The sequence below is a fragment of the Cryobacterium sp. 10C3 genome, from assembly GCF_034314285.1.
GTDB classification, from domain to species: Bacteria; Actinomycetota; Actinomycetes; order Actinomycetales; family Microbacteriaceae; genus Cryobacterium; species Cryobacterium glucosi.
In genome coordinates this window covers 3,126,633-3,149,561 of sequence record NZ_JAVIWF010000002.1, presented here as the reverse complement: position 1 = coordinate 3,149,561, position 22,929 = coordinate 3,126,633, and the positions used below count along the sequence as shown (strand labels likewise).

Annotated in this window: 22 protein-coding genes and 2 pseudogenes; 12 read left to right on the top strand and 12 right to left on the bottom strand. The window is 69.6% G+C overall.

All coding sequences use genetic code 11. The features are described 5' to 3' along the window. Positions 1-18 precede the first annotated feature (18 nt). Positions 19-1,065 (top strand): zinc-dependent alcohol dehydrogenase family protein, encoded by a 1,047-nt coding sequence (locus RGU41_RS15870; RefSeq protein ID WP_134446165.1) that lies wholly within the window; start codon positions 19-21, stop codon positions 1,063-1,065. 111 nt (positions 1,066-1,176) lie between these two features. Here the strand turns inward: RGU41_RS15870 and RGU41_RS15865 are convergent, their stop codons facing one another. From RGU41_RS15865 to RGU41_RS15835, 7 genes and pseudogenes are all read right to left on the bottom strand, one after another. Further along, the gene (locus tag RGU41_RS15865) at positions 1,177-1,770 is read right to left on the bottom strand and encodes a nitroreductase family protein (protein ID WP_134446166.1); all 594 of its coding nucleotides are present in this window, start codon (positions 1,768-1,770) and stop codon (positions 1,177-1,179) included. Positions 1,771-1,991: 221 nt separating this feature from the next. Beyond that, on the bottom strand, positions 1,992-3,692 hold the full coding sequence (locus tag RGU41_RS15860) for a long-chain-fatty-acid--CoA ligase (protein WP_322136826.1): 1,701 nt from the start codon (positions 3,690-3,692) through the stop codon (positions 1,992-1,994). A gap of 70 nt (positions 3,693-3,762) precedes the next feature. Beyond that, positions 3,763-4,830 (bottom strand): annotated as a pseudogene (locus RGU41_RS15855) (threonine aldolase family protein); the annotation flags it as partial. A gap of 54 nt (positions 4,831-4,884) precedes the next feature. Continuing rightward, entirely contained in the window at positions 4,885-6,009 is a 1,125-nt protein-coding gene (locus tag RGU41_RS15850; RefSeq protein WP_241987433.1) for an ABC transporter permease, read from the bottom strand. Further along, positions 6,006-6,890, bottom strand: coding sequence for an ABC transporter ATP-binding protein (locus RGU41_RS15845; protein ID WP_134561936.1), 885 nt, complete (start codon positions 6,888-6,890; stop codon positions 6,006-6,008). The genes RGU41_RS15850 and RGU41_RS15845 overlap by 4 nt, the downstream gene beginning before the upstream one ends. A 124-nt stretch (positions 6,891-7,014) precedes the next feature. Continuing rightward, positions 7,015-7,704 carry an SDR family NAD(P)-dependent oxidoreductase gene (locus RGU41_RS15840; RefSeq protein WP_134446170.1) on the bottom strand — a complete coding sequence of 230 codons (690 nt, stop codon included), beginning with the start codon at positions 7,702-7,704 and terminating at the stop codon, positions 7,015-7,017. 15 nt (positions 7,705-7,719) lie between these two features. Next, a complete protein-coding gene (locus RGU41_RS15835) occupies positions 7,720-9,129 on the bottom strand; it encodes a DUF6421 family protein (RefSeq protein WP_322136825.1) in 1,410 nt (469 codons plus the stop codon). 345 nt (positions 9,130-9,474) lie between these two features. Between RGU41_RS15835 and RGU41_RS15830 the strand changes: the two genes are divergently transcribed. After that, positions 9,475-11,589: a glucose PTS transporter subunit IIA gene (locus RGU41_RS15830; protein ID WP_322136824.1), complete on the top strand. Its 2,115-nt coding sequence runs from the start codon at positions 9,475-9,477 to the stop codon at positions 11,587-11,589. 79 nt (positions 11,590-11,668) lie between these two features. Here RGU41_RS15830 and RGU41_RS15825 read toward each other — a convergent pair whose 3' ends face one another. Beyond that, a complete protein-coding gene (locus RGU41_RS15825; protein ID WP_322136823.1) occupies positions 11,669-11,947 on the bottom strand; it encodes a hypothetical protein in 279 nt (92 codons plus the stop codon). A 77-nt stretch (positions 11,948-12,024) separates the two neighbouring features. After that, complete coding sequence (locus tag RGU41_RS15820) at positions 12,025-12,870, bottom strand: hypothetical protein (protein WP_322136822.1); 846 nt, start codon at positions 12,868-12,870, stop codon at positions 12,025-12,027. Between the two features lie 245 nt (positions 12,871-13,115). On the opposite strand from RGU41_RS15820, the gene RGU41_RS15815 reads away from it, so the two are divergent. The 8 genes from RGU41_RS15815 (at position 13,116) to RGU41_RS15780 (ending at position 20,396) form a co-directional block, all read left to right on the top strand. Continuing rightward, positions 13,116-14,204 (top strand): LacI family DNA-binding transcriptional regulator, encoded by a 1,089-nt coding sequence (locus RGU41_RS15815; RefSeq protein WP_322136821.1) that lies wholly within the window; start codon positions 13,116-13,118, stop codon positions 14,202-14,204. Between the two features lies 1 nt (position 14,205). Further along, a complete protein-coding gene (locus RGU41_RS15810; protein WP_322136820.1) occupies positions 14,206-15,831 on the top strand; it encodes a sugar ABC transporter ATP-binding protein in 1,626 nt (541 codons plus the stop codon). 5 nt (positions 15,832-15,836) lie between these two features. Next, positions 15,837-16,808 carry an ABC transporter permease gene (locus tag RGU41_RS15805; RefSeq protein ID WP_322136819.1) on the top strand — a complete coding sequence of 324 codons (972 nt, stop codon included), beginning with the start codon at positions 15,837-15,839 and terminating at the stop codon, positions 16,806-16,808. Positions 16,809-16,873: 65 nt separating this feature from the next. After that, positions 16,874-17,557, top strand: a complete 684-nt coding sequence (locus tag RGU41_RS15800) for a substrate-binding domain-containing protein (RefSeq protein WP_322136818.1) — start codon at positions 16,874-16,876, stop codon at positions 17,555-17,557. Beyond that, complete coding sequence (locus tag RGU41_RS15795; RefSeq protein ID WP_322136817.1) at positions 17,496-17,819, top strand: substrate-binding domain-containing protein; 324 nt, start codon at positions 17,496-17,498, stop codon at positions 17,817-17,819. The genes RGU41_RS15800 and RGU41_RS15795 overlap by 62 nt, the downstream gene beginning before the upstream one ends. After that, positions 17,816-18,754 carry a ribokinase gene (locus RGU41_RS15790; protein ID WP_322136816.1) on the top strand — a complete coding sequence of 313 codons (939 nt, stop codon included), beginning with the start codon at positions 17,816-17,818 and terminating at the stop codon, positions 18,752-18,754. Before RGU41_RS15795 ends, RGU41_RS15790 begins: the two co-directional genes overlap by 4 nt. Next, complete coding sequence (gene rbsD / locus RGU41_RS15785; RefSeq protein ID WP_134446179.1) at positions 18,751-19,134, top strand: D-ribose pyranase; 384 nt, start codon at positions 18,751-18,753, stop codon at positions 19,132-19,134. Before RGU41_RS15790 ends, rbsD begins: the two co-directional genes overlap by 4 nt. Positions 19,135-19,250: 116 nt before the next feature. Beyond that, positions 19,251-20,396 (top strand): glycerate kinase, encoded by a 1,146-nt coding sequence (locus RGU41_RS15780; RefSeq protein ID WP_322136815.1) that lies wholly within the window; start codon positions 19,251-19,253, stop codon positions 20,394-20,396. Positions 20,397-20,422: 26 nt separating this feature from the next. On the opposite strand, the gene RGU41_RS15775 is transcribed toward RGU41_RS15780, so the two are convergent. Beyond that, positions 20,423-20,737, bottom strand: coding sequence for a hypothetical protein (locus RGU41_RS15775; protein ID WP_322136814.1), 315 nt, complete (start codon positions 20,735-20,737; stop codon positions 20,423-20,425). 3 nt (positions 20,738-20,740) lie between these two features. On the opposite strand from RGU41_RS15775, the gene RGU41_RS15770 reads away from it, so the two are divergent. Further along, positions 20,741-20,935 (top strand): hypothetical protein, encoded by a 195-nt coding sequence (locus RGU41_RS15770; protein ID WP_322136813.1) that lies wholly within the window; start codon positions 20,741-20,743, stop codon positions 20,933-20,935. Here the strand turns inward: RGU41_RS15770 and RGU41_RS15765 are convergent. Both RGU41_RS15765 and RGU41_RS15760 read right to left on the bottom strand, forming a co-directional pair. Continuing rightward, a pseudogene (locus RGU41_RS15765) lies at positions 20,884-21,411 on the bottom strand (2,3-bisphosphoglycerate-dependent phosphoglycerate mutase); the annotation flags it as partial. The gene RGU41_RS15770 and the pseudogene RGU41_RS15765 overlap by 52 nt on opposite strands. After that, entirely contained in the window at positions 21,320-22,087 is a 768-nt protein-coding gene (locus tag RGU41_RS15760; RefSeq protein WP_322136812.1) for a hypothetical protein, read from the bottom strand. The gene RGU41_RS15760 and the pseudogene RGU41_RS15765, both read right to left, overlap by 92 nt. Between RGU41_RS15760 and RGU41_RS15755 the strand changes: the two genes are divergently transcribed. Beyond that, a complete protein-coding gene (locus tag RGU41_RS15755) occupies positions 22,086-22,922 on the top strand; it encodes an SDR family NAD(P)-dependent oxidoreductase (RefSeq protein WP_134446182.1) in 837 nt (278 codons plus the stop codon). The two genes, RGU41_RS15760 and RGU41_RS15755, sit on opposite strands and share 2 nt — an antisense overlap. The last annotated feature ends 7 nt before the right edge of the window (positions 22,923-22,929 follow it).

The following is a 22,929-nucleotide window of genomic DNA, read 5'->3' as shown; positions in this document are numbered from 1 at the left end:
GGGAACTAGGCTCGGAGCATGCGTGCAACTGTGATCTATGGCGAGCGGGACATCCGCCTCGAAGAAGTACCCGACCCGATTCTCTCGACCGGCGGTGACGCGATCGTGCGCGTCGTCGCAGCCTGCGTGTGCGGCTCCGACCTGTGGCCGTACCGCGGCGTGCAGCCGACCAAGGAGCCGCACCGGATCGGCCACGAATTCGTCGGCGTTGTCGAGGAAATCGGCGCAGACGTCACCACGATCAAGGTCGGCGACTTCGTCATCGCGCCGTTCTACGACTGCGACAACACGTGTATCAACTGCCGGAACGGCGTGAGCACCTCCTGCCTGCACGGCGGCTGGTGGGGTGCTGACGACCGGCTCGGCGGCTTCGCCGACGGCGCCCAGGGCGAGCGCGTCCGCGTGCCGCACGCGGACGGTTCCCTCGTCGCGACACCGTCCCAGCCGACGGATGCCCAGATCCCGGGCCTGCTGACCCTCGCAGATGTGATGGGCACCGGGCACCACGCCGCGGTCTCCGCGGGAGTGACCCCGGGCAGCACCGTCGTCGTCGTGGGTGACGGCGCCGTGGGCCTGTGTGCGATCCTCGCCGCGAAGCGCCTCGGGGCCTCACGGATCGTCGCCATGTCCCGGCACGCCTCGCGGCAGGTCGTCGCGCGCGAATTCGGCGCGACTGACATCGTCGAGGAGCGTGGCGCCGAGGGCGTCGCGAAGATCCACGAGATGTTCGACGGCATCGGCGCGGACTTCGTGCTCGAGTGCGTCGGAACCAAGGAATCGATGGAGCAAGCTGTCGCATCGGCCCGACCCGGCGGAATGGTCGGTTACGTGGGCGTGCCCACCGGTGGCCCGATTGCCATGCAGCCCCTCTTCGGCCGCAATGTCGGGATCAACGGCGGTGTCGCATCCGTGCGCGGCTACATCGAGGAACTGCTGCCGGAGGTGCTCTCCGGGGCGATCAACCCGGGCCGTGTCTTCGACCTGGAGCTGCCGCTCGCCGACGTCGCCGAGGCGTACGCCGCGATGGACGAGCGCCGCGCGATCAAGGTCCTCCTCCGCCCCTAACCCGCCCGGAACCCGCCGCTCGCAGCGTTCCTGGCCGCGAGAGTACGAAAAAGGCCCCTTCGCTTCGCGTGAAGGGGCCTTTTTCGTACTCTCGCGGGGAAGCGGGGTGGGTCAGTCGTTGGCGAGCAGGAGCTCGGTGAGGGGCTTGCGGGTGCGCGGCGCGATCTCACGGGCGTAGAGCTCGGGGGAGAGGGCGTCGACGTCACCGAGGACACCGAGGACGGTCACCGAGACGACGGCGAGGTCGGACGTGAGGCCGAAGGCCTCGGCGATCGCCGCGCCGTCGATGCCGCCGAGCTGGTGGGTGTACAGCCCCTCTTCCTGGGCCTGGATGGTGAGGTGCGCGACCGCCTGGCCGAGGTCGTAGCGGGCCCACGGGTTCTCGCGGGTCTCGTCGATCGGCAGATGCGCGATGTTCACGATGAGCACGGACGCGGCATCCGCCCAGGACTTGTTGAAGCCCATCAGGCCCTCGTATACCTTGGCGAAGCTCGCGGTGCCGCGGCGCGCGACGATGAAGCGGGCCGGCTGGATGTTGCTCGCGGACGGGGCCCAGCGGGCGGCCTCGAGAAGCGTAGTGAGGGTCGTCTCGTCGATGACCGCGGTCGGGTCGAAGCCGCGCGGGCTCCATCGTCCGGAGAGCGCGGGGAGAAGGGGCGACGTCGTGTCGGCGGCGCGGCTGAGGGTGTCGGTGATGAGGGTCATGTGCCCGTCTTTCGTCTGGAGCGTGTGGGTGTCCGGGGCAACGTTGACCCGCTCTCTTCAACGCGCGCGCGCCGCGTCGTTATTCCATGCACACGCATACTGCGCGGCCGTGTGTCGCTTTGTGTCGCGAAAGCGGGTGAATCGTCGGTCTCAGCGCGGGATAACGACGATTCACCCGCTTTCGCGGGTTGGGCCGGGCCGGGTGGCGGGTGGGGCGGGCGTTAGGCGGGGGTGGCGGCGATGAGGTTGTCCCGCACCTGGCGGCGCAGCACCTTGCCCATCATCGAGCGGGGGAGCTCCTCGACCTCGACGATGCGCCGCGGCACCTTGTACGCCGAGAGCCGGGTGCGGCAGTACTCACGCAGGGCGTCGACGTCGAGCGCGGCGCCGTCGGTGAGCACGATCGCGGCGACGACGTCCTCGCCGCCGTTCTTGCTCGCGATGCCCACGACGGCGGCGTCGGCGACGTCGGGGTGTGAGAGCAGAGCGGCTTCGACCTCGGACGGCGACACGTTGAACCCGCCCGTGATGATGAGTTCCTTGATGCGGTCGACGATGGTGACGAAGCCGTCGGCGGAGACGCGCACGATGTCGCCGGTGCGGAGCCAGCCGCCGTCGAGGAGCACCTTGGCGGTCTCGCTCGGCTGGTCCCAGTAACCGGAGAAGACCTGCGGGCCGCGGACGAGCAACTCGCCCTCTTCCTCGACACCGCGGTCGATCGACGGGTCCTTCGGGTCGACGACGCGGATCTCTGTGCTCGGGAACGGCACTCCAACGGTACCTGGGCGGCGGCTCGGGCCGATCGGGTTTCCGACGGCGATCGGCGAGGCCTCGGTCATGCCGTACCCCTCGACGAGGAGCCCGCCGGTGGCGGACTCCCAGCGTTCGACGATCGAGACGGGCAGGCTCATCGCGCCAGAGATCGAGAAGCGGATGCTCCGCAGGCTCACGTTCCGTTTCTCGGCAGCGGTGACCAGCCGGTCGTAGATCGGCGGGACCGCGGGAAGGAAGGTCGGCGGAGTGTGCTTCGCGGCGTCCAGCAGCAGGTTCTCATCGAACTTCGGGAACAGTACGAGCCGGGCCCCTGTCGCCATCGCGAAGGTGAGGCAGAGGGTGAGGCCGTAGGCGTGGAACATCGGCAGGACGGCGTAGAAGACCTCCTGGCCGGGGGTGAGACCGGGCACCCACGCCTCGCCCTGGAGCGCGTTGGCCCGCAGGTTCGAGTGGGTGAGGATCGCGCCCTTCGGGGTGCCGGTCGTGCCGCTGGTGTACTGCAGAACCGCGGTGTCGCCGAGGGCCGGTCGCGGGTGGTTGTGGCGGAGCTTGCGGGCGCGCACGAGGGAGGACCACTCGATGGCGTCCTTCGGCAGCTCGGAGACGGTGAGTGCGTCTCGCGAGGACCGGGCCTGCTTGATCGGCAACCGCAGGGCGATGCGCTTGACCAGCGGCATCGCATCCGTGAGGTCGACGGCGACGACGGTGCGGAGTCCCAGGTCGGCCGGGAAGTCGCGCACGGTCGCGTAGACCTTGTCCCAGACGATCGCGACCCGGGCGCCGTGGTCTTCGAACTGGTGCCGCAGCTCGCGCTCGGTGTAGAGCGGGTTGTGCTCGACGACGATCGCGCCGAGGCGCAGCACGGCGTAGAACGCGACCACGTGCTGGGGGCAGTTGGGCAGCACGAGAGCGACCCGGTCGCCGGGCTTCACGCCGAGGCGCATCAGCCCGTTCGCAACGCGCGAGATCTGCTCCCCGAGCTGGGTGTAGCTCGTGGTGCCGCCGAAGAAGTCGAGCGCGATCGCGTCGGCGTAGAGCCGGCAGGAGGCCTCGATCATGCCGACGAGGGTGTCGGAGGGGGCCGGGATGGTGTTCGGCACCCCGGGGGCGTACGAGCCGAGCCAGGGCTTGTTGGCGAAGGCGTTCATCGTTCGGCCGGTTCGGGGTTTGCACGGTGTCCCGGTCGCTCGCGAGCGCGCGAGCCGACCCGAGTTCGACCTTGAGGGCGGCGACGAAGGCGTCGATGTCGGCCTCCTCCGTGTCGAAGCCGCACATCCAGCGCACCTCGCCGGTCGCCGGGTTCCAGTCGTAGAAACGGAACGCCTCCCGCAGGCTGTCGGCGACGCCGGGCGGCAGCACCGCGAACACGGCATTGGACTGGGTGGGCTGGCTGAAGGAGACGCCTGTGATCGAGCCGTCCGCGATGCCGTCGTCGAGGGCGGTTCGCAGTTTCGTGGCCATGGCGTTCGCGTGGCCGGCGTTCCGGAGCCAGAGGTCGCCGTCGAGCAGCGCGATCAGCTGTGCCGAGATGAACCGCATCTTCGAGGCGAGCTGCATGTTGAGCTTGCGCAGGTAGACCAGGCCGGCGGATGCCTCGGGGTTGAGCACGACGATGCACTCGCCGTACATCATCCCGTTCTTGGTGCCGCCGAAGCTCAGCACGTCGACGCCGGCGTCGCGCGTGAACGCGCGGAACGGGACGCCGAGCGCCGCGGCCGCATTGGAGAGGCGGGCGCCGTCCATGTGCAGGGTCATGCCGTTCGCGTGCGCGTGGTCGGCGATGGCCCGCACCTCCTCGATGCTGTACGCGGTGCCGAGCTCGGTGGTCTGGGTGATCGAGACGACGAGCGGCTGGGCGCGGTGCTCGTCGCCCCATCCCCAGGCCTGCTGGTCGATCAGCGCGGGGGTGAGCTTGCCGTCGGGGGTGTCGATGGTGAGGAGCTTGATGCCGGCGACCTTCTCGGGGGCGCCGCCCTCATCCGAGTTGATGTGCGCGGTCGAGGCGCAGATGACGGCGGCCCAGCGCGGCAGCATCGACTGCAGGCCGACCACGTTCGCGCCGGTTCCGTTGAAGACGGGGAAGGCCTCTGTGCCCTCGCCGAAGTGCCGCGCGAACACCTCCTGGAGGCGCTCGGTGTACACGTCTTCGCCATAGGAGATCTGGTGGGCGCCGTTGGCCCTGCCGATCGCCTCGAGGATCTCGGGGTGCACCCCGGAGTAGTTGTCCGAGGCGAAACCGCGCGAGGAAAGGTCATGGAGTTGAGTCACCCCTCCATCCTTGCGCATCCGGCTCCGCCGCCACTGTGAGATGTGCTCGCGGACCGGCGCCCGCGCATCCGCTCAGCCCCGGAGCGCCTCGCGGAAGGTGACCCGTGCCCCCATCCGGAGGAGAGAATTCGCGTAGATGCGGGAGCCGATCAGGATCACGAGGGCGGTCGAGGCGAGCAGGATCGCGAGCGAGAGCAGCGGCTCCCACCAGGCGGCGGTGCCGAGGAAGATCCGCATGGGCATTCCGACGGGTGCCGAGAACGGAATATAGGACATGATCGCGAGCACGGTGGGGTTGTCGTTGAACAGGATCACCAGGAAATAGGGAATCATCACGAGGACGAGCACCGGCGAGGTCGCCGAGCCGACGTCCTCCTGCCGGGACACCATCGACGCCGTCGCCGCGAACAGCGAGGCGAGCATCACGAACCCGAACGCGAAGAACACCGCGAACCAGACGAGCGACGGGCCGATGTCGCCGAGCAGGGCGTGCTGGCCGGTCACCGCCATGCCGATAGAGACGAGCAGGCCGATCGCGACGATCTGCCCGAAGGCCATGATGCTGTTGCCGACGACCTTGCCGGCGAGGAGCGCCCGCACCGGGATGGTCGTCATCAGGATCTCGACGACGCGGGTCTGCTTCTCCTCGACGACGCTCTGCGCGATCGTGGAGCCGAAGGTGATCGCCGACATGAAGAAGACGAGCCCGAAACCGATCGCGACGAGGTAGACGAGGCCCTCGCCCTGTTTCGATGGTTCCAGAAGGGTCACCTCCGGGCGGAGGCTGAGGACGCCGATGACCTCGAGCGGGGTCGCGGAGAGGGCGATCACCCGCAGGGGCAGCGGATAGCCGGCCTGCGATTCCGCCGGCACGATCGCGGCGGTCACCGTGCCCGCCCGCACGAGGGCCTCGGCGGCGGCGACATCGTCGGCCTCGACGGCGGCCAGCGTGCCGGCCTGGCGCACGACCTGCGCGGCGGCGGACCCGACCACCGCGACCTTGGGCAGGGTCTGGTTCTGGCTCGCGATGCCGCCGGCCACGACGGACCCGATCGAGACGAGCAGAAGGATGCCCGTGGAGATCAGGAAGGCCTTGCTGCGGAGCCGGGCCACGATCTCCCGGGTCGCCACGAGCCAGACGCTCTGCCGAAGCGTCGGCACCGGATACCGGTCGGCCGTTCCCGATGGAGTGCTCACTGCACGACCTCCTTGAAGATGGAGGCCAGGCTCGGGCGTTGCCGGCTGAAAGCGAGGACCGGGCCGCGCTCGAGGGCGAGGCGGAGGACGGCCTGGCTCGCGGCATCCGTCTGGGCCTCGAAGACAGCGAAACCGCCGCTCACCTCGAGGACGTCGACGCCGGGCACCGTGCGGACCCAGCCGGCGTCGTCACCCGTGCGGATCTCGAAGCGCGGGCTGCTGTGCCGCTCGCGAAGTTCCTCGCGGGGGCCGTTCGCGCGGATCTCGCCGCCGGCGATGATGACGAGGTCGTCGCAGAGGCGTTCGACGATGTCGAGCTGGTGCGAGGAGAACAGCACGGGGACACCGCGAGCGGCATAACTGCCGAGCACGCCCATCACGACCTCGACCGCGAGCGGGTCGAGTCCGGAGAACGGTTCGTCGAGGACGAGGAACTCGGGGTCGTGCACGAGGGCCGCCGCGATCTGCGCACGCTGCTGGTTGCCGAGGGAGAGCGATTCGACAAGGTCGCCGCTGCGCTCGCCGAGGCCCAGGCGCTCGAGCAGCTCTGCGGCGTTGCGCCGGGCGGATGCCGGGGGCAGCCCGTGCAGGCGGGCCAGATAGACGAGCTGCTCGCCGATCTTCATCTTGGGGTACAGCCCGCGTTCCTCGGGCATGTAACCGAAGCGGCGGCGGTCATCCGCGGTCAGCGGAACCCCGCCCTGCCGGACGTCGCCGGAGTCGGACGACAGCACGCCGAGGATGATCCGCATCGCGGTCGTCTTGCCTGCGCCGTTCGCGCCGACGAAGCCGGTCAGTCGGCCGTCGGCGATGTCGAAGCTCACGTCGGTCAGCACCTGCCGGGTGCCGAACCGCTTACTGACGTGCTCGATCGAGAGCATGCCCCTCCTCCGTATGCTTGCCCACGCTAGCGCGCCTCTCCTCTACCTGTCGCCGGTTCGGACAATAGTGGCCGTGACACCGGCCGCAGCCGTCCGCAGCGGCAACACCTGTCGGGTGGCGCGGTCAGCCGAGGGGGATGCGCGTGTTGTTGACGGATGCCGCCGGCACGTCCCAGAGGGACACGACCCGTTCGGCGAGCTCGGGTTCGAGGCCGTCAAGGGCGCGGACCACGAAGACGGCGGTCGCGGCGGTCTGGCCGCTCGGTGGGGCCGCCTTCGCGAAGCCGTGGCCGACGGCGCGGGTCCACGTTTCCGCCGCCGACTTCGCCGCGGCGTAGTTCGCACCGCCGGGGGCCGGCGCTTCCACCGAGACCGACGAGACGATGCCGAGGCGACCGGTCGGCGACGCGAGCAGGTCGGCGTTGAAGGCGCGGCTCGTGTTGCGGAGCGTGGTCACGATATTCCGGTGCAGGAATGCCCAATCCTCGTCCGACTGGCCGGCGAGGCCGCCGCCGCCGCGCCAGCCGCCGACGAGGTGAATGAGCCCGTCGATCATGCCGTGGTCTGCATGGACGCGTTCGGCGAGGTCGGTGACGGCGGTGAAGTCGGCGAGATCGCAGGCATAGGGGAACGAGCCGGGCACGCTCCCGACGAGTGCGTCGAGGCGTTGCCGGTTCGACCCGACGACGATCACGCGGGCGCCCGCAGCCGCGAGCGCCGCGGAAACGGCCAGCCCGGCGGCACTCGTCGCACCGGCGACGAGCACGGTGCGGCCGGCGACGAACCTGCGGGCGGCATCCGCTGCTTCGGTCATCGTCGGCCGCCCCGCCTAGTCGCGCCCGGTGATGCCGGCCGTCGACTCGATGACGGCCTTCATCTTCTTGTCGAGCGCCTCGAAGAACATCGAGAGCGGGAATTCGTCGTCGAGCACGAGGTCGGTGTACCCCTTCGGAGGTCCGGCGAGCACGTCGAGCGGGAGCCCGCGCGCCCAGGCCGAGGCCGGGTTCGGCGTGAGCGTCTCGGCGATCATCGCGTACGCGGCGAGCCAGTGCGCCTTCTTCGGCCGGTCGATCGAGGCCCAGTAGAGTTCGTCGATCCGGGCGCCGAGTGCGATCACGACGTCGGGGACGGCGTCCCAGTCGAGGCTGAGTGCAGTGTCCGTCCAGTGCAGCACGTGGTGCTGGTGCATCCACGCGAACAACAACTGGCCGCCGAGGCCGTCGTAGTTGCGCACCCGGCTGCCGCTGATCGCGAAGCGGAAGATCCGGTCGAAGATCACCGCGTACTGCACGAGGCTCGCATGCCTGCGGGCCTCCGGGCTCGCGTTGTCGTCGCGCGCGATCGTGACCGACTCGCGGAAGGCGGTGAGGTCGCAGCGCAGTTCCTCGAGGGAGTAGAGGAAGAACGGCATCCGCTGCTTGATCATGAACGGGTCGAACGGGAGGTCTCCGCGCATGTGGGTGCGGTCGTGGATGAGGTCCCACATCACGAAGGTTTCCTCGGTGAGGTGCTGGTCGTCGAGAAGCGCCGCGGCCTCGGTGGGCAGCTCGAGGCGGGTGATGGCGGATGCCGCACCGACGACCCTGCGGAAGCGCGCGGCCTCCCGGTCGGCGAAGATCGCACCCCAGGTGAAGGTCGGGATCTCGCGCATCGCGACCGTCTCAGGGAAGAGCACGGCCGAATTGGTGTCGTAACCGGGTGTGAAATCGAGGAACCGGATCGGCACGAACAGCTTGTTCGTATACTCCTGCTCGAGTTCGGCGACGAACTCCGGCCAGATCACCTCGACCAGGACCGCCTCGACCAGACGGTTCGTGCTGCCGTTCTGGGTGTACATCGGGAAGACGACGAGGTGACGGATGCCATCGGTCCGGTGCAGCTGCGGCTGGAACTCCATCAGGGAGTCGAAGAAGTCGGGCACGCCGAAGTCTTCGGCCGCCCAGCGGGCGAAGTCGCGGCCGAGCGCCGCGAGGTAGCCGGCGTCGTGCGCGAAGTACGGGGCGAGTTCCTCGATGGCCGAGCGAACCACGGCGACGTGGCCGGCGGCATCCGCCCGGTCGGCGGGCTCGGGGACCGAACCGTCCTTGGCCTGGATGGCCTGCATCGCCGTGGCAGCGGCCTTCAGTCGCAGCCACGCCGGGGTGGTGGCGACGTCTGTGCCGACTGCGGTGCCGAGGTCCCGCGTGTCCTCGAGAACCTCGGGCTCACCGACCAATGCTTCTGCACTGTAATTCGACATGGGAACCTCCCGTCCTCGTGAGTGCCGCGGTCGCGGCGGTGTGTACGCGCTTCTCTGCGCGAGCCCCCAGCGTATCCGGGGACAGACGGCGTTTTCATGCGGGCTGCCGCAGTGAATCGCCGTTTTCGGCCGGTTTCGCGCGTGAATAAGCCGCGCAGTGCAGTCCGGTACCGCCCACGGGCGCTCGCGATCTCCCTCGGTCCATCCTGAAACGATTCATGTTCCCTGCGCTCGCCGCGTCGGTCAAAACCGGTGCTGAGATGTGCACAAAGATCGTGTACGTTGCTAATGATGTGTGAAAACCCACACGACTTTCTCAGCCGGCCCACACGGTCGCCCTGAGTCGTGCCACCGGAGACACACGTTCTTAATCCACACCCAAAGGAGTCCAAGGTGGCGTCGAAACCTGCTGCAGAGATTATTCAAAGTATCGGAGGTGCCGGAAACGTCGTGGGTCTCACCCATTGCGCCACCCGGCTCCGCTTCCAGCTCAAGGATGCATCCGGTATCGACCAGTCGGCCGTCGAGGCGATTCCCGCCGTCCTCGGCGCCGTCCCCCAGACGGGCGACCGCTACCAGGTCGTCATCGGTGGCGCGGTTGAGACCGTGTACAACGAAATTATGGCCCTCCCCGAAATGAAGCGGATCAGCTCCGGCGGATCCAGCGAGGGCGACTCCGTCGCCGATATGAAGGCTGCGGGGAAGGCAAAGGGACCGCGCGGAAAGTTCGCCGCCCTCGACACGTTCTTCGAGGTCCTGTCCGACTCGTTCCGTCCCATCCTCGGTGCGCTGCTGGGCGCGTCGCTGTTCATCACCTTCATGGCCTTGATGGCGACCCTCGGTGTCATTCCGGCCTGGAACGCGCCCGGCGTCACCCTTGATCCGTCGTGGCAGTTCGTGAACCTGATGTGGCAGGGCGTCTTCGTCTTCCTGCCGCTGATGGTTGCATACAACGCCTCCAAGCGGATGGGCGCCGACCCGTGGGTCGGCTTCGGCATCATGGCCGTCGTCATGCTCCCGGGCTTCACCGCCCTGGGGAAGACCGATGGTGCGGAGTCCGTCTTCGGCGGCCACGCATCCGTCGTGCAGATCTTCGGACTGCCGCTGACGGTGTTCGACTACAGCTCGCAGGTGTTCCCGCCGCTGCTGATGGCCGGAGTGCTCGCCGCCCTGACCGTGCTCCTGAAGAAGATCATTCCGTCCAGCGTCCAGCTGATCTTCGTGCCGTTCATCAGCATGCTCATCATGATCCCGCTGACCGCCTTCCTGATCGGCCCGATCGGTGTGTACGGCGGAGCCGGACTCGGTAACTTCCTCAAGTCGATCAACGATTTCTCGCCGTTCATCTTCGCGGTCGTCATCCCGCTGGCCTACCCGTTCATGGTTCCGCTCGGCCTGCACTGGCCGCTGAACGCGATCATGCTGCTCAACATCCAGTCCCTCGGGTTTGACTTCATCCAGGGCCCGATGGGCGCCTGGAACTTCGCGTGCTTCGGCGCCACTGCCGGTGTGCTCTTCCTCGCCATTCGCGAGAAGGACCGCTTGATGAAGCAGACCGCGACGGGCGCTCTCGCTGCCGGTCTCCTCGGCGGTATTTCCGAACCCTCTCTCTACGGAATCCACCTGCGGTTCAAGCGCATCTACCCGCGCATGCTCATCGGTTGCCTCGTCGGTGGCGTCATCATCGGACTCGGCGGCGGCGTCAAGACCAGCGCATTCGTCTTCACCTCGCTGCTGACCATCCCCGCGTTCGACAACATCCCGCTGTACACGATCGCCATCGCTGCAGCCTTCTTCACCGCGATGATCCTCGTGATCCTCTCCGGCTACCAGACGCCGGAACAGAAGGCGGAAGTTGCCGCCCAGGTTGCGGCCGACGAAGCCGAAGCGAGCAAGAAGTCCGCACACGTCGCATCCGTCGCAGCACCGGTTGCCGCCGGTACTGCAGGCGCAGGCGTCGCCACTGCGACCAGCACCGGAACGGTCACCGCCGTCGCCACCCTGCTCGCCACGATCGGTTCGCCGGTCGCCGGTATCGTCGTTCCGCTCGCCGAGGTCCCTGACCCCGTGTTCAGCAAGGGAATCGTCGGCCCCGGCGTCGGGATCGACCCGACAGAGGACACCGTCTACGCCCCCGCTGCCGGCAAGGTCCTCGTCGCCCAGCCGACCGGTCACGCCTTCGGGCTGCTGCTCGACAGCGGCGTCGAACTGCTCATCCACGTGGGTATCGACACCGTGAACCTGGCCGGCAAGGGCTTCGACGTCAAGGTCGCCGCCGGCGACCGCGTCGAAGCCGGCACCCCGCTGGTGGTCTTCGACCGCACGATCATCGAGGACGCGGGCTACTCGCTCGTCACCCCGGTGCTCGTGACGAACGCCCGGAAGTTCGGGCCCGTCGAGCAGGCTGCCTCCGGCCACGTCCAGGTCGGAAGCCCGCTCCTGACGGTCGCCGCTAAGTAACGGTCGTCACCCGGTAATACGCATCACGTTTCACCGCACAAGGCGGGCAGAGGATTCTCTGCCCGCCTTGTGTTTTTTGTCAGGAGCGCTCAGGGGCGGATGCCGCGCGCAGTCGCCAGAGCGAGGTCACCTCTGCGGCCCTCGCCGCGTGCAGCGGGTCGTCGGCGTCGGCGGCCTTCCGGTGCACGGGCTTCGTGTCGAGGCGTGCGACGACCTCGAGACCGGCGTCGTCGAACTGGTCGAGCAGGGCGTCCCTGGAACGCAGCCCGAGGTGCTCGGCGATGTCGGAGAGCACGAGCCAGCCCTCGCCTCCGGGTGCGAGATGCCCGGAGAGGCCGGAGAGGAAGCCCTGCAGCATCTGCCCGTCCGGATCGTAGACGGCGTGGTCGGTTGCGGTGACGGCGGCTCCGGGGATCCACGGCGGGTTGCAGACGATCAGGTCGGCGAGTCCGGACGGGAACAGGTCGGTGTCCTCGATCGTGACCGACGTCGTGAGGCCGAGCCTCGCAACGTTCTCGCGCGCACAGGCCAGCGCCGCGGGGACGTGTCCGTGCCGATCACGCGATCGAAGCCACGGCCGGCGAGGATCGCGGCGATCACGCCGGTGCCGGTGCCGATGTCGAAGGCGGTGCGGGAGGCATCCGTTGCCGCGCTCGTGCTCCCGGTCGAGGCCGTCGCGGGGAGCGGCGCGGCGAGCACGAGGTCGAGGTATTCTCCGCGAACGGGCGAGAAGACGCCGTAGTGCGCGTGGATGCTGCCGCCGAGCGCCGGGACGACGACGCCCCTCACCCGCCACTCGTGGGCGCCCATCACGCCGAGCAACTCGCGCAGTGACGTGACCGTCGCGGCACGGCCGGCCGGGCCGTAGGTCTCGAGGCAGGCGGCTCGGGCATCGGGCGCGCGCCGCAGGGCGATCGTGTAGTCGGCGTCGAGCGGAATGAGCACGAGGCCGAGCAGCCGGGCGCGCTCGTGGGCGTCGGCCCTGGTCCGTTCGAAGAGGGCCGCCGGGCCGCGGCGCGGCGGATGCGTGCGGCGGCGCGCGGTGTCGATGTGGTCGATGCGGCGGGCGAGTGCGCCGAGCAGCTGCCGGGCGTTCTGGAAATCGCCGGCCCACAGCATCCCGGTGCCCGACTTGGCGAGGCGGTATGCCGCGTCCGCGGTCATCCGGTCGTCGGCGACCACGACGGTCTCGGGTGCCGGCCAGTGGTTCTCTGAGTGCCAGCCGGTGAGCGGGGGCGACGGATGCGTGAGATCGGCGGGCTTCAGCGGCGTGCGGGACATGGGGTCCGCTCCTGTGACACGACACGTGGTGGCTGGGCCTCCGACGCTCGTGCGCGTGGGACTCGTCCCCCCGGACGAGTGCCGGCGGTCTCCCCTGAGTATCGCAGCGTTCGGAAGGGAACGGGGCTGGCGAACGGGGTTGTGCGGCAGGGGTGTTGACAGCCGGGAGGGGAGCCACCTAGTATGGAAACGATTCCATGGAATCGTTTCCACGACGCAGGGCCCAATCACACAATGAGGTGAGCATGATGAACGCGATCACGATCCGCGAGGTCGCAGCGCTCGCCGGCGTCTCCGTCGCCACCGCCTCCCGGGTGCTCTCCGGCAACCCGGCCACCTCGCCGACCTCGAGGGCCCGCGTCGCCTCGGCCGCGGCGGAACTCGACTTCCGGCCCAACGCCCAGGCCCGCGCGCTGCGCGGAGCCAGGACGAACGCCCTGGGCCTCCTGGTTTCCGACGTGCGGAACCCCTTCTTCGCCGACCTCGCCCACACCGTCGAACAGGCGGCCAACCTGCACGGCTACGTGACCCTGCTCGGCAACGCCAACGAACGCGCCGACCAGCAGGACCGGTACCTCGACACCCTGATCTCGCGGAGGGTCGACGGCATCATCCTCGCCCCCGTCGGGGAGGGGAGCGACAGCATCCGCTCCCTCATCGCCCGTGAGATCCCCACCGTCTTCGTCGACCGCACGATCGCGGGCATGGACCTGCCGAGCGTGACGACGGATGGAACCACCGGCATCCGCCAGGCCGTTGAACACCTCGCTGCGGCCGGCCACGCCCGGATCGGCTATATCTCGGGGCCGCAGGCCAGCTCGACCGGGCGAGACCGGTTCGCCGCCTTCACCCGGTGCGTCACCGAGAACGGGCTGAGCGCCGACCCCTCACTCGTCTACTTCGGCGACTACCAGGCGGCCAGCGGCTCGGCCGGCGTGCACGCCCTGCTGGGCCTCCGCGAGCCGCCGACCGCCCTGCTCGTTGCCGACAGCCTGATGGCCGTCGGCGCCATCGCCAGCCTGCACGACCGCGGGGTGCTTCTCGGCGTCGACCTCGCCATGGTCGCCTTCGACGACGTCGAGTGGTTCGCGCTGCTCAACCCCGCACTGAGCGTCATCTCGCACAGCGTCGCCGACATGGGCCGCACCGCGGTGGACCTGCTGCTGCAGGTCATCGATGGCGGCACCCCTGCCTCGGTCGTGCTGCCGAGCGAACTGATCGTCCGGGCGTCGTCGGCACCGGCCGGAACACCGGGAACACCGCCCCGCCCGCCCACGCCGCCCGCGGCGCCCCCAGCACCCACAGCCAGTCATAACAGCGTAAGGACGCACTGAAATGAATCCACAACCCCTGGTCACCCTGCAGAACGTGGGCAAGACCTTCGGCCAGGTGACCGTCATCAAGGACGTCACCGTGAGCGTCTACGCCGGCCACGTACAGGTGCTCCTCGGCGAGAACGGCGCCGGGAAATCCACGCTGATCAAGATGATGGCCGGGGTATACCAGCCCGATTCCGGCGACATCGTGGTCGACGGCGCCGTCGTGACGCTCCCGACGACCCGCGCGGCGGAGGACCTCGGTATCGCCACCATCCACCAGGAACTCAACCTCGTGCCGACCATGAGTGTCGCCGAGAACGTGATGCTCGGGCGGATGCCGACCAGGCACGGCATGGTCGACCGGCGCGCCCTCCGCAACCGGGCGCGTGCCGCCCTCGCCCTGATCGGTCTCGACGTCGACGTGGACACCCCGGTCGGCGAGCTCGGCATCGCCAAGCAGCAGCTCGTCGAGATCGCCAAGGCGCTCAGCATCAACGCGCGCATCCTCATCCTCGACGAGCCGACAGCCGCACTCACCCGGCACGAGACCCAGGCGCTCTTCGCCGTGATGGCCGACCTCCGGCGCCGCGGCGTCGCGATGCTCTTCATCAGCCACCACCTCGACGAGATCGCCGAGGTCGGCGACACGGTCACGGTGCTGCGCGACGGCGAATTCGTCGCCGAGGTGCCGGCCTCGACACCGGAAGCGGAGCTGGTGCGGCTCATGGTCGGCCGGAACATCGAGGACCAGTTCCCCCGCCGCGCCTCCGTGCTCGCCGAACCGGCCGAGATCCTCGCGGTCGAGAACCTCAGCGCGAGCGGCTCGTTCAGCGACGTGAGCTTCACCGTGCACGCCGGTGAAGTGCTCGGGATCGCCGGACTCGTCGGCGCCGGTCGCACCGAACTGATCCGGGCGATCGCGGGCGTCGACCACTACGACTCCGGCGCCGTTGTGGTGCGCGGGCACCGCCTGCCGAAGGGCAACATCCCGGCCGCGATCGCCGCGGGCATCGGCCACGTGCCCGAGGACCGCAAGGGACAGGGGCTCGTGCTCGGGGCATCCGTCAACGACAACCTCGGCTACGCGACGCTCGCGTCGACCGCACGCCTCGGGCTCGCGGACTTCACCGGCCAGCGCCGCAGGGCCCAGGCCGTCGCCGAGAAGCTCCGCATCCGGATGCACACCATCGACCAGCCCGTCGGCGCACTGTCGGGCGGCAACCAGCAGAAGGCCGTCTTCGGCCGCTGGATCATCGCCGCCTCGACCGTGCTGCTGCTCGACGAGCCCACCCGCGGCGTCGACGTCGGCGCCAAGGTCGAGATCTACGAACTGATGAACGCGATCACGGATGCCGGTGGCGCGATCGTCATGGTCTCGAGCGAACTCCCCGAGGTCCTCGGCATGAGCGACCGCATCCTGGTGATGCGGGACGGCCGGATCGCCGGCGAGCTGAGCGCCGCGGACGCCACCCAGGACGCCGTGATGACCCTCGCCGCCCGGGAAGCGGGCAGCACCGAGATCGACGCCATCGTCGACGACATCGAATCCGACGAACCGATCAACGAACCGATCACCACAACGACCGACGGCGACCTCGCCGCCGTCACCCCCGACAACGCACCGACCCACGAGAAGGAATGACACCGATGTCCACGACTACCCTGGCCCCGGCGCGCCGCCGCGTCGACTACAAGAAATTCCTTGCCAACAACGGAGCGCTCGTCGGCCTCGTCGTGTTGTGCCTCGCCCTCTTCATCGCCACCCCGGACTTCCTGACCGGGCAGAACCTGCTGAACATCGGCATCCAGGTCTCCACCGTCGCCGTGCTCGCCTTCGGGATGACCTTCGTCATCGTCGCGGGCGGCATCGACCTGTCGGTCGGAGCGGTCGCCGCCCTCGCGGCCATGGTGTCCAGCTGGCTCTTCGTCGCCGCCGGGCTTCCCGGCTGGCTGACCCTGATCGGCGGGCTCGTCACCGGGCTCCTCGCCGGGATGGTCAACGGCCTCGCGAACGCCTACGGCAAGCTGCCCTCGTTCATCGCGACCCTCGCGATGCTGAGCGTCGCCCGCGGCCTCACCCTCGTCATCTCCGACGGCCGCCCGATCAAGACAGCGCCCGAGGTTTCCTTCCTCGGCGGAAACCTCGGACCCGTCCCGATGCCGATCGTCGTGCTCCTGCTCTCAGCCGTCGTCGCCTCCTTCGTGCTCAACCGCACCGTGATCGGGCGGTCGATGTACGCGGTCGGCGGCAACGCCGAGGCGGCGCGCCTGTCCGGGCTGCCGGTCAAGCGCATCCTCGTCACCGTCTTCGCCCTCGCCGGCCTGTTCGCGGCGCTCGCCGGGCTCCTCCTCGCCGGCCGGCTCGACTCCGCGCAGCCCCAGGCGGCTGCGGGCTACGAGCTCGACGCCATCGCGGCCGTCGTCATCGGCGGGGCTTCGCTCTCTGGCGGCCTCGGCAAGATCTCGGGCACCTTCGTCGGCGCGCTCGTGCTCGTCGTGATCCGCAACGGCCTCAACCTGCTGAACGTCACCTCGTTCTGGCAGCAGGTCGTCATCGGCCTCGTGATCGCCCTCGCCGTCGGCGTCGACGTGCTGCGCCGCAAGACGCGCAACAGCTGAGCACTATTCCTCCATACCCGCACTTTCTCCCTTTCCCTCCATCACTCAAACCAAAGGAACACACAATGAAGTCGTCCTCTTTCCGCAGAATCGCCGCCGTCACCACCGCAGCCGCCCTCATCCTCGTCGGCACGACCGCGTGCGGCCGGGGCGGCGGGGACTCGGCGTCCGGCACCAAGATCGTGCTGGCCGTCTCCACCCTGAACAACCCGTTCTTCGTCGAGCTGCGCGACGGCGCCCAGGCCGCCGCGACCGCCGCCGGTCTGCAGCTCAACATCGTGGATGCCCAGAACGACTCGGCGACCCAGGCCAACCAGCTCGCCACGGCCGCATCGAGCGGGGCCAAGCTCGTCATCGTCAACCCCGTCGACTCGGATGCCGCCGGCTCGGCCGTCAAGGCGCTCAACACCGCGAACATCCCGGTGATCGCGGTCGACCGCACCGTCAACGGCGCAACCGTCGCCTCCCTCGTCGCGAGCGACAACGTCGCCGGCGGCAAGCAGGCCGCGGTCGAGCTCGCGACCGCGATGGGCGAGAAGGGCAGCGTCATCGACCTGCAGGGTGTCTCCGGAACCAGCGCGAGCCGCGACCGTGGCGCCGGCTTCGAAGAGGGCATGAAGGCCTACCCGAACATCACCGTCGTGGCCAAGCAGACCGCCAACTTCGACCGCGACCACCGCACTCGACGTGACGACGAACCTGCTCCAGGCCCACCCCGAGGTGACCGGTGTCTTCGCCGAGAACGATGAGATGGCCCTCGGAGCCGTTCAGGCGCTCGGATCCCGCGCCGGGACGGACGTCAAGGTCGTCGGCTTCGACGGAACCACCGACGGACTCGCCGCGATCACAGCGGGCACCCTCGCCGCCACGATCGCCCAGCAGCCCGCCGAACTCGGCAAGCTCGCCATCGAACTGGCCGTCAAGACCCTCGCCGGCGAAAAGGTCGACGCGACCGTCCCCGTCGAGGTCGTCACCGTCACGAAGACGAACGTGGGCGACTTCACCAAGTGAGCTCCTTCACCCCCACCGCTGACGGCGGCCCGATCGTCGTCGTCGGCTCGATCAACGTCGACCAGCTCATGGTCGTCGAGCGCCATCCCGCGCCAGGGGAAACCCTGATCGCGCGGTCGATGGAATTCCTGCCGGGCGGCAAGGGCGCCAACCAGGCCGTCGCAGCGGCCCGGCTGGGCGCGCACGTCAGCCTCGTCGGCGCCACCGGGAGCGATTCCGTCGCCGGGCTCACGATGGCTCTCCTCGAGCGGGCCGGCGTCGACCTGTCCGCCGTGTCCGCCATCGACGGCCCGACCGGCCTCGCCTTCGTCACCGTGGCCGACGACGGGGAGAACACCATCGTCGTCGTCCCCGGGGCGAACGCCGCCGTGGGGGCGGATGTCGTCGGTGACGCCGCCGACCTCATCGCGCGGGCCGCCGTCGTCGTGCTGCAGGGCGAGATCCCCGCCGCCGGCATCGAGGCGGCCGCCCGCCTGGCCACCGGCCGGGTCGTGCTCAACCTCGCTCCCGTGATCGCCGTCGACCCCGCCACGATCCGGCGGGCCGACCCGCTCGTCGTCAACGAGCACGAGGCCGCACTCGTCCTCGCGCTCGTCGACCCCGGCACGGACATCCCCCGTGGGGACGCCGAGCTCGTGGCCAGGCTCCGCGCCTGGGGTGTTCCCGCCGTGGTGCTGACCAGGGGAGAACAGGGTGCGATCTGTTCCGATTCCCTCGGCACGACCACGGTTCCCTCGCCCCGGGTCGCAGCGGTCGACTCCTCCGGCGCCGGCGATGCCTTCGTCGGGGCGCTCAGCGGACGGCTCGCCGCCGGCTCCAGTCTCCTCGACGCCGTGCGCCTCGCGGTCAGGGTCGGCGCGTTCGCGGTGCGCACGCTCGGCACCCAGCAGTCGTATCCCGGCGCGGACGACGAACTCCCCGAGGTGGAGAAGTGAAGCGGACCGGCATCCTGAATGCCGACCTCTGCGGCGCCCTCGCCAGACTCGGGCACACCGACCTGGTCCTGGTGGCCGATTGCGGCATGCCGATTCCGGCGGGGGTGCCGGTGGTCGACCTCGCTCTCGTCCACGGCATTCCGCGGTTCGAGCAGGTCCTCGATGCCCTCACAAGCGACATGGTGTTCCAGCACTGCATCGCCGCCGAGGAAGCGAAGGGCGCCCCGGCGGGTGCCTGGCTGGCCGAGCGTTTCGACGGGATCGAGTACATCAGCCACGAGGATCTCAAGGCGCTCTCCGCGTCTGCCAAGCTCTTCATCCGCACGGGCGAGGCCACGCCGTACGCGAATGCGGCCCTGGTCTGCGGGGTGTCATTCTGAGCCACGGCTCTTGAGATCGACGTGGTCCGCCGAAACGGCCACACTGAAGGGGCCGGGGAAATCTCCCCGGCCCCTTTTTCTCACCCCATCGGTTGCGCCCGGCAGAGGATCACCGCATGAAGTTCGTTCTGGCACCCGACTCCTTCAAGGAATCGATGACCGCGGCGGAGGCCGCGGCCGCGATGGAACGCGGCATCCGTTCGGTGTTCCCGGATGCCGTGTGCATCGCCGCTCCGATGGCCGACGGCGGGGAGGGAACGGCAGACGCCCTCGTGACCGCGCTCGGCGGCACCCTCGTCACGGCCGAGGTGCAGGATGCGCTCGGACGAACGGTTCCGGCGACCTATGGGTTCGTGGCCGCCGAGGGCCTGGCGGTCATCGAGATCGCCGCGGCCGCCGGTGTCCACCTCGTCGCGGTCGCCGACCGTGACCCCCGGATCGCGAGCACCTTCGGGGTCGGCTGGCTGATCGCCGACGCGCTCGACCGGGGGGCACGCCGGTTCATCGTCGGGCTCGGCGGATCGGTCACCAACGACGGCGGGGCGGGCATGCTTCAGGCGCTCGGCGCGCGGCTGCTCGACGTCGGCGGCGCTGAGCTGCCCCGCGGAGGCGCAGCCCTTGCCCGCCTCGCCCGGATCGACCTGTCCGGGTTCGATCCGCGACTCGCGGGCACGTCTTTCCGGATCGCGTGCGACGTGACCAACCCGTTGCTCGGCCCGAGCGGGGCCAGCCGGGTGTTCGGACCCCAGAAGGGTGCGGATGAGTCGACCGTGGCCGAGCTCGACGCTGCCCTCGGCGTCTTCGCGTCCGTCGTCACGTCGATGACGGGCCGCGAGGTCGCCACGGTCGCCGGCGCCGGCGCCGCCGGCGGGCTCGGAGCGGCCTTCCTCGCCTTCTTCGACAGCACGATGCAGCGCGGCGTTGACCTCGTGATGGAGGCCGCCCACCTCTCCGAGTCGATGGCGGGCGCCGACATCGTGTTCACGGGGGAGGGCAGCATCGACGCCCAGACCCTCGGCGGGAAGACCCCGCTCGGCGTCGCGGAAACCGCGGCCAGGCACGGCGTGCCCGTGATCGCCTTCGCCGGCCGGGTCGGGGAGGGTGCCGAGGCGCTGTACGGGCACGGGTTCGCCGCTCTCGTTCCGATCGTCCTGGGCGTCTGCACCCTGGCGGAGGCGCTCGCCGCCGGCGCGGCCAACCTCGAGAAGGCCGTCGCGACCACCTGTCGCCTGCTCACGGTTCCGCAGCACTCCCGGCCCTGACTTGTGGCATCCGCAACTCGAGGGGACTAGGTGCCGCCGTCGGCGGTGAGCCGGGCCGCGGCGGGCAGTGCGGCGGCGGAATCGAGGTAGTGGCCGCCCGCCGAGAGCGGCTGCCGCGGGAGCGCGCCCGTGGGTTCCTGCGCCAGGTCGGCGGCCGTGAAGCGATAGACGAGCGGATGCCCGGTCGGAAGATTGAGCCGGTGGATCGCGTGGTCGTCGAGGCCGTCCAGCAGCGCGCAGTAGGCCCGGAGCGAGTTCCCGTGGGCGACGACGAGCACGGTCTGGCCGAGGCGGAGGCGCGGAACCACCTGTTCGGCGTGGAACCGGCCGACCCTCGCCATGACGTGGCTGAGCGCCTCGGTGCGGGTGAGCGCTTCGGCAGGGAGCCCGCGGAACAGGGGCGATTCGCGCGCGGCCGCGAAAGCCTCGTCGTCGAGGGGGGCGGAGCGGTGTTGACCGACCTGCGCCAGGCCAGGAACTGGGCCTCGCCGAATTCCGCCCGCACGTCGGCCTTCGAGCGACCGGTCAGGGCTCCGTAGTTGCGCTCGTTGAGCCGCCAGTCGGCCTGCGGGGCCGCTGGGTGTTGTCGCAGCTCCTCGACCAGGATGTCGGCCGTTCGCCGGGCCCGCTGCAGGGCTGAGGTGAACACGGCGTCGGGGTGGAGGCCCGCCGAGGCTACCAGCCTGGCGGCGGACCGGGCCTCTGCCGCCCCCAGATCGGACAGCGGCGCGTCGAGGATCCCGGTGAACAGGCCGGAGGCATTCGCCGTGCTCTCGCCGTGCCGCAGGAGCACGAGAGTGCCGGGAGTGCGGGTGCTCACTGGCCTGTCCTCTCGGCGTTCCGACCGGGACGCTCCTGTCAGGCTATCGCCCGGCCGTGCCCGGCGCGGTCGTGCTGGGCACGGCCGTTCCGGGGCGGACGGCTCAGAAGTCGAAGCCGCCGCCGAAGTCCCCGCCGCCGAAGTCGCCCCCGCCGAAGTCACCGCCGGTGTCGGACCCCGTGTCCGCTCCGGCATCCGTGCTCGTGTCGCTCGCGGAGTCCCCGCCGGAATCGGTCCCTGAATCGCTCGCTGCGGCATCCGTCGCCCCCGGGTCCGGCAGGAACGCGCTCACGAGCGCGGACCCGATCACGTAACCGGCGACCGTGCCGAGGATGGTGCTGCCGACCATGCCGCCGAACCCCAGGCCGCCCTGGCCCTGGCGGCCGAGGGTGCGTTCGAGGGTGCCGGGCTCGCGGAGCTCTGCACGGGTGGCGGCCTTCGCGAGCGTCGCTGGCGCGGCGTCGGCCGGGCGTTCGCTCGGCGTGGCGTTCTCGGTGAGGCGCTGGAAGAGCAGGTCGCGCTGCTGGTCGGTGAGCTTGGCGAAGGCCTCGGTGTGCACTTGCTCGATGGTCTCCGGCGGCGCCGTGCGCAACAGGTACTGGTAGCGCTCGACGGCGATCTCGTCGTCGGTGCGCTGCGGGACGGCGCCACGCGTGGTGGGCGCGGTGCGGGCCTGTGCCGTGCTGCCCTGTTCGTCGCGGCCGAAGAGGCGGTCGAGGAATCCCATGGTGTGCTCCTGGTCAGTCGTCTTGTGAGTCGTCGATCGGTTGCGTCCACGATGCCAGCCGGGGCTGGGTATGCACTGGGCTTCCGGGGCGCTCCCCAGGATGGCGGCTCCCGGACCGGCGGCGATGATGAATGATGGAGGCATGACTCGAACCGTTTCCGGAGCCCGCGTGCTGATCACCGGCGCTGCCAGCGGCATGGGCCGCCTCTACGCCGAGCGGGCCGTCGCAGAGGGGGCGCGGGCGGTGATCCTGTGGGATCGGGACGCCGCCGCTCTCACCAGGACGGCCGCTCGCCTCTCCGAGGGGGCCACCGGCTCGACCGCGGTGTTTCCGTACGTCGTCGACATCGGAGACCTGGGTGCGATCGCGCAGACAGCCCAACGCGTGCGCACGGAAATCGGAAATCCGGACATCGTGATCAACAACGCCGGGATCGTGCGCGGCGCCTTCTTCTGGGAACACGACAACGGCGACGACACTCGCCCCACCATGCAGATCAACGCCCTCGCCCCGATGTACATCGCCCGCGAGTTCCTGCCGGGGATGATGAGCACCAACGGCCGGGAATCGCGGATCGTGAACATCGCCTCGGCGGCCGGCCTGCTCTCCAACCCGAGGATGAGCGTGTACGCGGCCTCGAAGGCCGCCCTGATCGGCTGGAGCGATTCCCTGCGGCTCGAGCTCGTGCAGCAGGGTTTCAGCCGGGTCAAGGTCACCACGGTGTCGCCGAGCTATATCTCGACCGGCATGTTCGACGGCGCGCGCGGGCCGCTCCTGACTCCCATACTCACACCGGAATACGTCGTCGACCGGGTCTGGCGGGCCATGCTCGCCGGGACTCCGCAGGTGACCATGCCGTGGACGGTCGGTCTGTCGAAAGTGTTGCGGGGCATCCTGCCGCTGCCGGTCTGGGATCTCGTGGCCGGCCGCGTCTTCGGCGTCTACAACACCATGGACGACTTCGTCGGGCGTCGCTGACCGTCCG

What these genes read in the sequence shown, in the direction of transcription:
- RGU41_RS15870 (WP_134446165.1), top strand. Translation starts at nt 19, where the DNA reads ATGCGTGCAACTGTGATCTATGGCGAGCGGGACATCCGCCTCGAAGAA.
- RGU41_RS15865 (WP_134446166.1), bottom strand. Translation starts at nt 1,770, where the DNA reads ATGACCCTCATCACCGACACCCTCAGCCGCGCCGCCGACACGACGTCG.
- RGU41_RS15860 (WP_322136826.1), bottom strand. Translation starts at nt 3,692, where the DNA reads ATGAACGCCTTCGCCAACAAGCCCTGGCTCGGCTCGTACGCCCCCGGG.
- RGU41_RS15845 (WP_134561936.1), bottom strand. Translation starts at nt 6,890, where the DNA reads ATGCTCTCGATCGAGCACGTCAGTAAGCGGTTCGGCACCCGGCAGGTG.
- RGU41_RS15840 (WP_134446170.1), bottom strand. Translation starts at nt 7,704, where the DNA reads ATGACCGAAGCAGCGGATGCCGCCCGCAGGTTCGTCGCCGGCCGCACC.
- RGU41_RS15835 (WP_322136825.1), bottom strand. Translation starts at nt 9,129, where the DNA reads ATGTCGAATTACAGTGCAGAAGCATTGGTCGGTGAGCCCGAGGTTCTC.
- RGU41_RS15825 (WP_322136823.1), bottom strand. Translation starts at nt 11,947, where the DNA reads ATGCTGCAGGGCTTCCTCTCCGGCCTCTCCGGGCATCTCGCACCCGGA.
- RGU41_RS15820 (WP_322136822.1), bottom strand. Translation starts at nt 12,870, where the DNA reads ATGTCCCGCACGCCGCTGAAGCCCGCCGATCTCACGCATCCGTCGCCC.
- RGU41_RS15815 (WP_322136821.1), top strand. Translation starts at nt 13,116, where the DNA reads ATGATGAACGCGATCACGATCCGCGAGGTCGCAGCGCTCGCCGGCGTC.
- RGU41_RS15810 (WP_322136820.1), top strand. Translation starts at nt 14,206, where the DNA reads ATGAATCCACAACCCCTGGTCACCCTGCAGAACGTGGGCAAGACCTTC.
- RGU41_RS15805 (WP_322136819.1), top strand. Translation starts at nt 15,837, where the DNA reads ATGTCCACGACTACCCTGGCCCCGGCGCGCCGCCGCGTCGACTACAAG.
- RGU41_RS15800 (WP_322136818.1), top strand. Translation starts at nt 16,874, where the DNA reads ATGAAGTCGTCCTCTTTCCGCAGAATCGCCGCCGTCACCACCGCAGCC.
- RGU41_RS15780 (WP_322136815.1), top strand. Translation starts at nt 19,251, where the DNA reads ATGAAGTTCGTTCTGGCACCCGACTCCTTCAAGGAATCGATGACCGCG.
- RGU41_RS15775 (WP_322136814.1), bottom strand. Translation starts at nt 20,737, where the DNA reads ATGGCGAGGGTCGGCCGGTTCCACGCCGAACAGGTGGTTCCGCGCCTC.
- RGU41_RS15755 (WP_134446182.1), top strand. Translation starts at nt 22,086, where the DNA reads ATGACTCGAACCGTTTCCGGAGCCCGCGTGCTGATCACCGGCGCTGCC.
- RGU41_RS15760 (WP_322136812.1), bottom strand. Translation starts at nt 22,087, where the DNA reads ATGCCTCCATCATTCATCATCGCCGCCGGTCCGGGAGCCGCCATCCTG.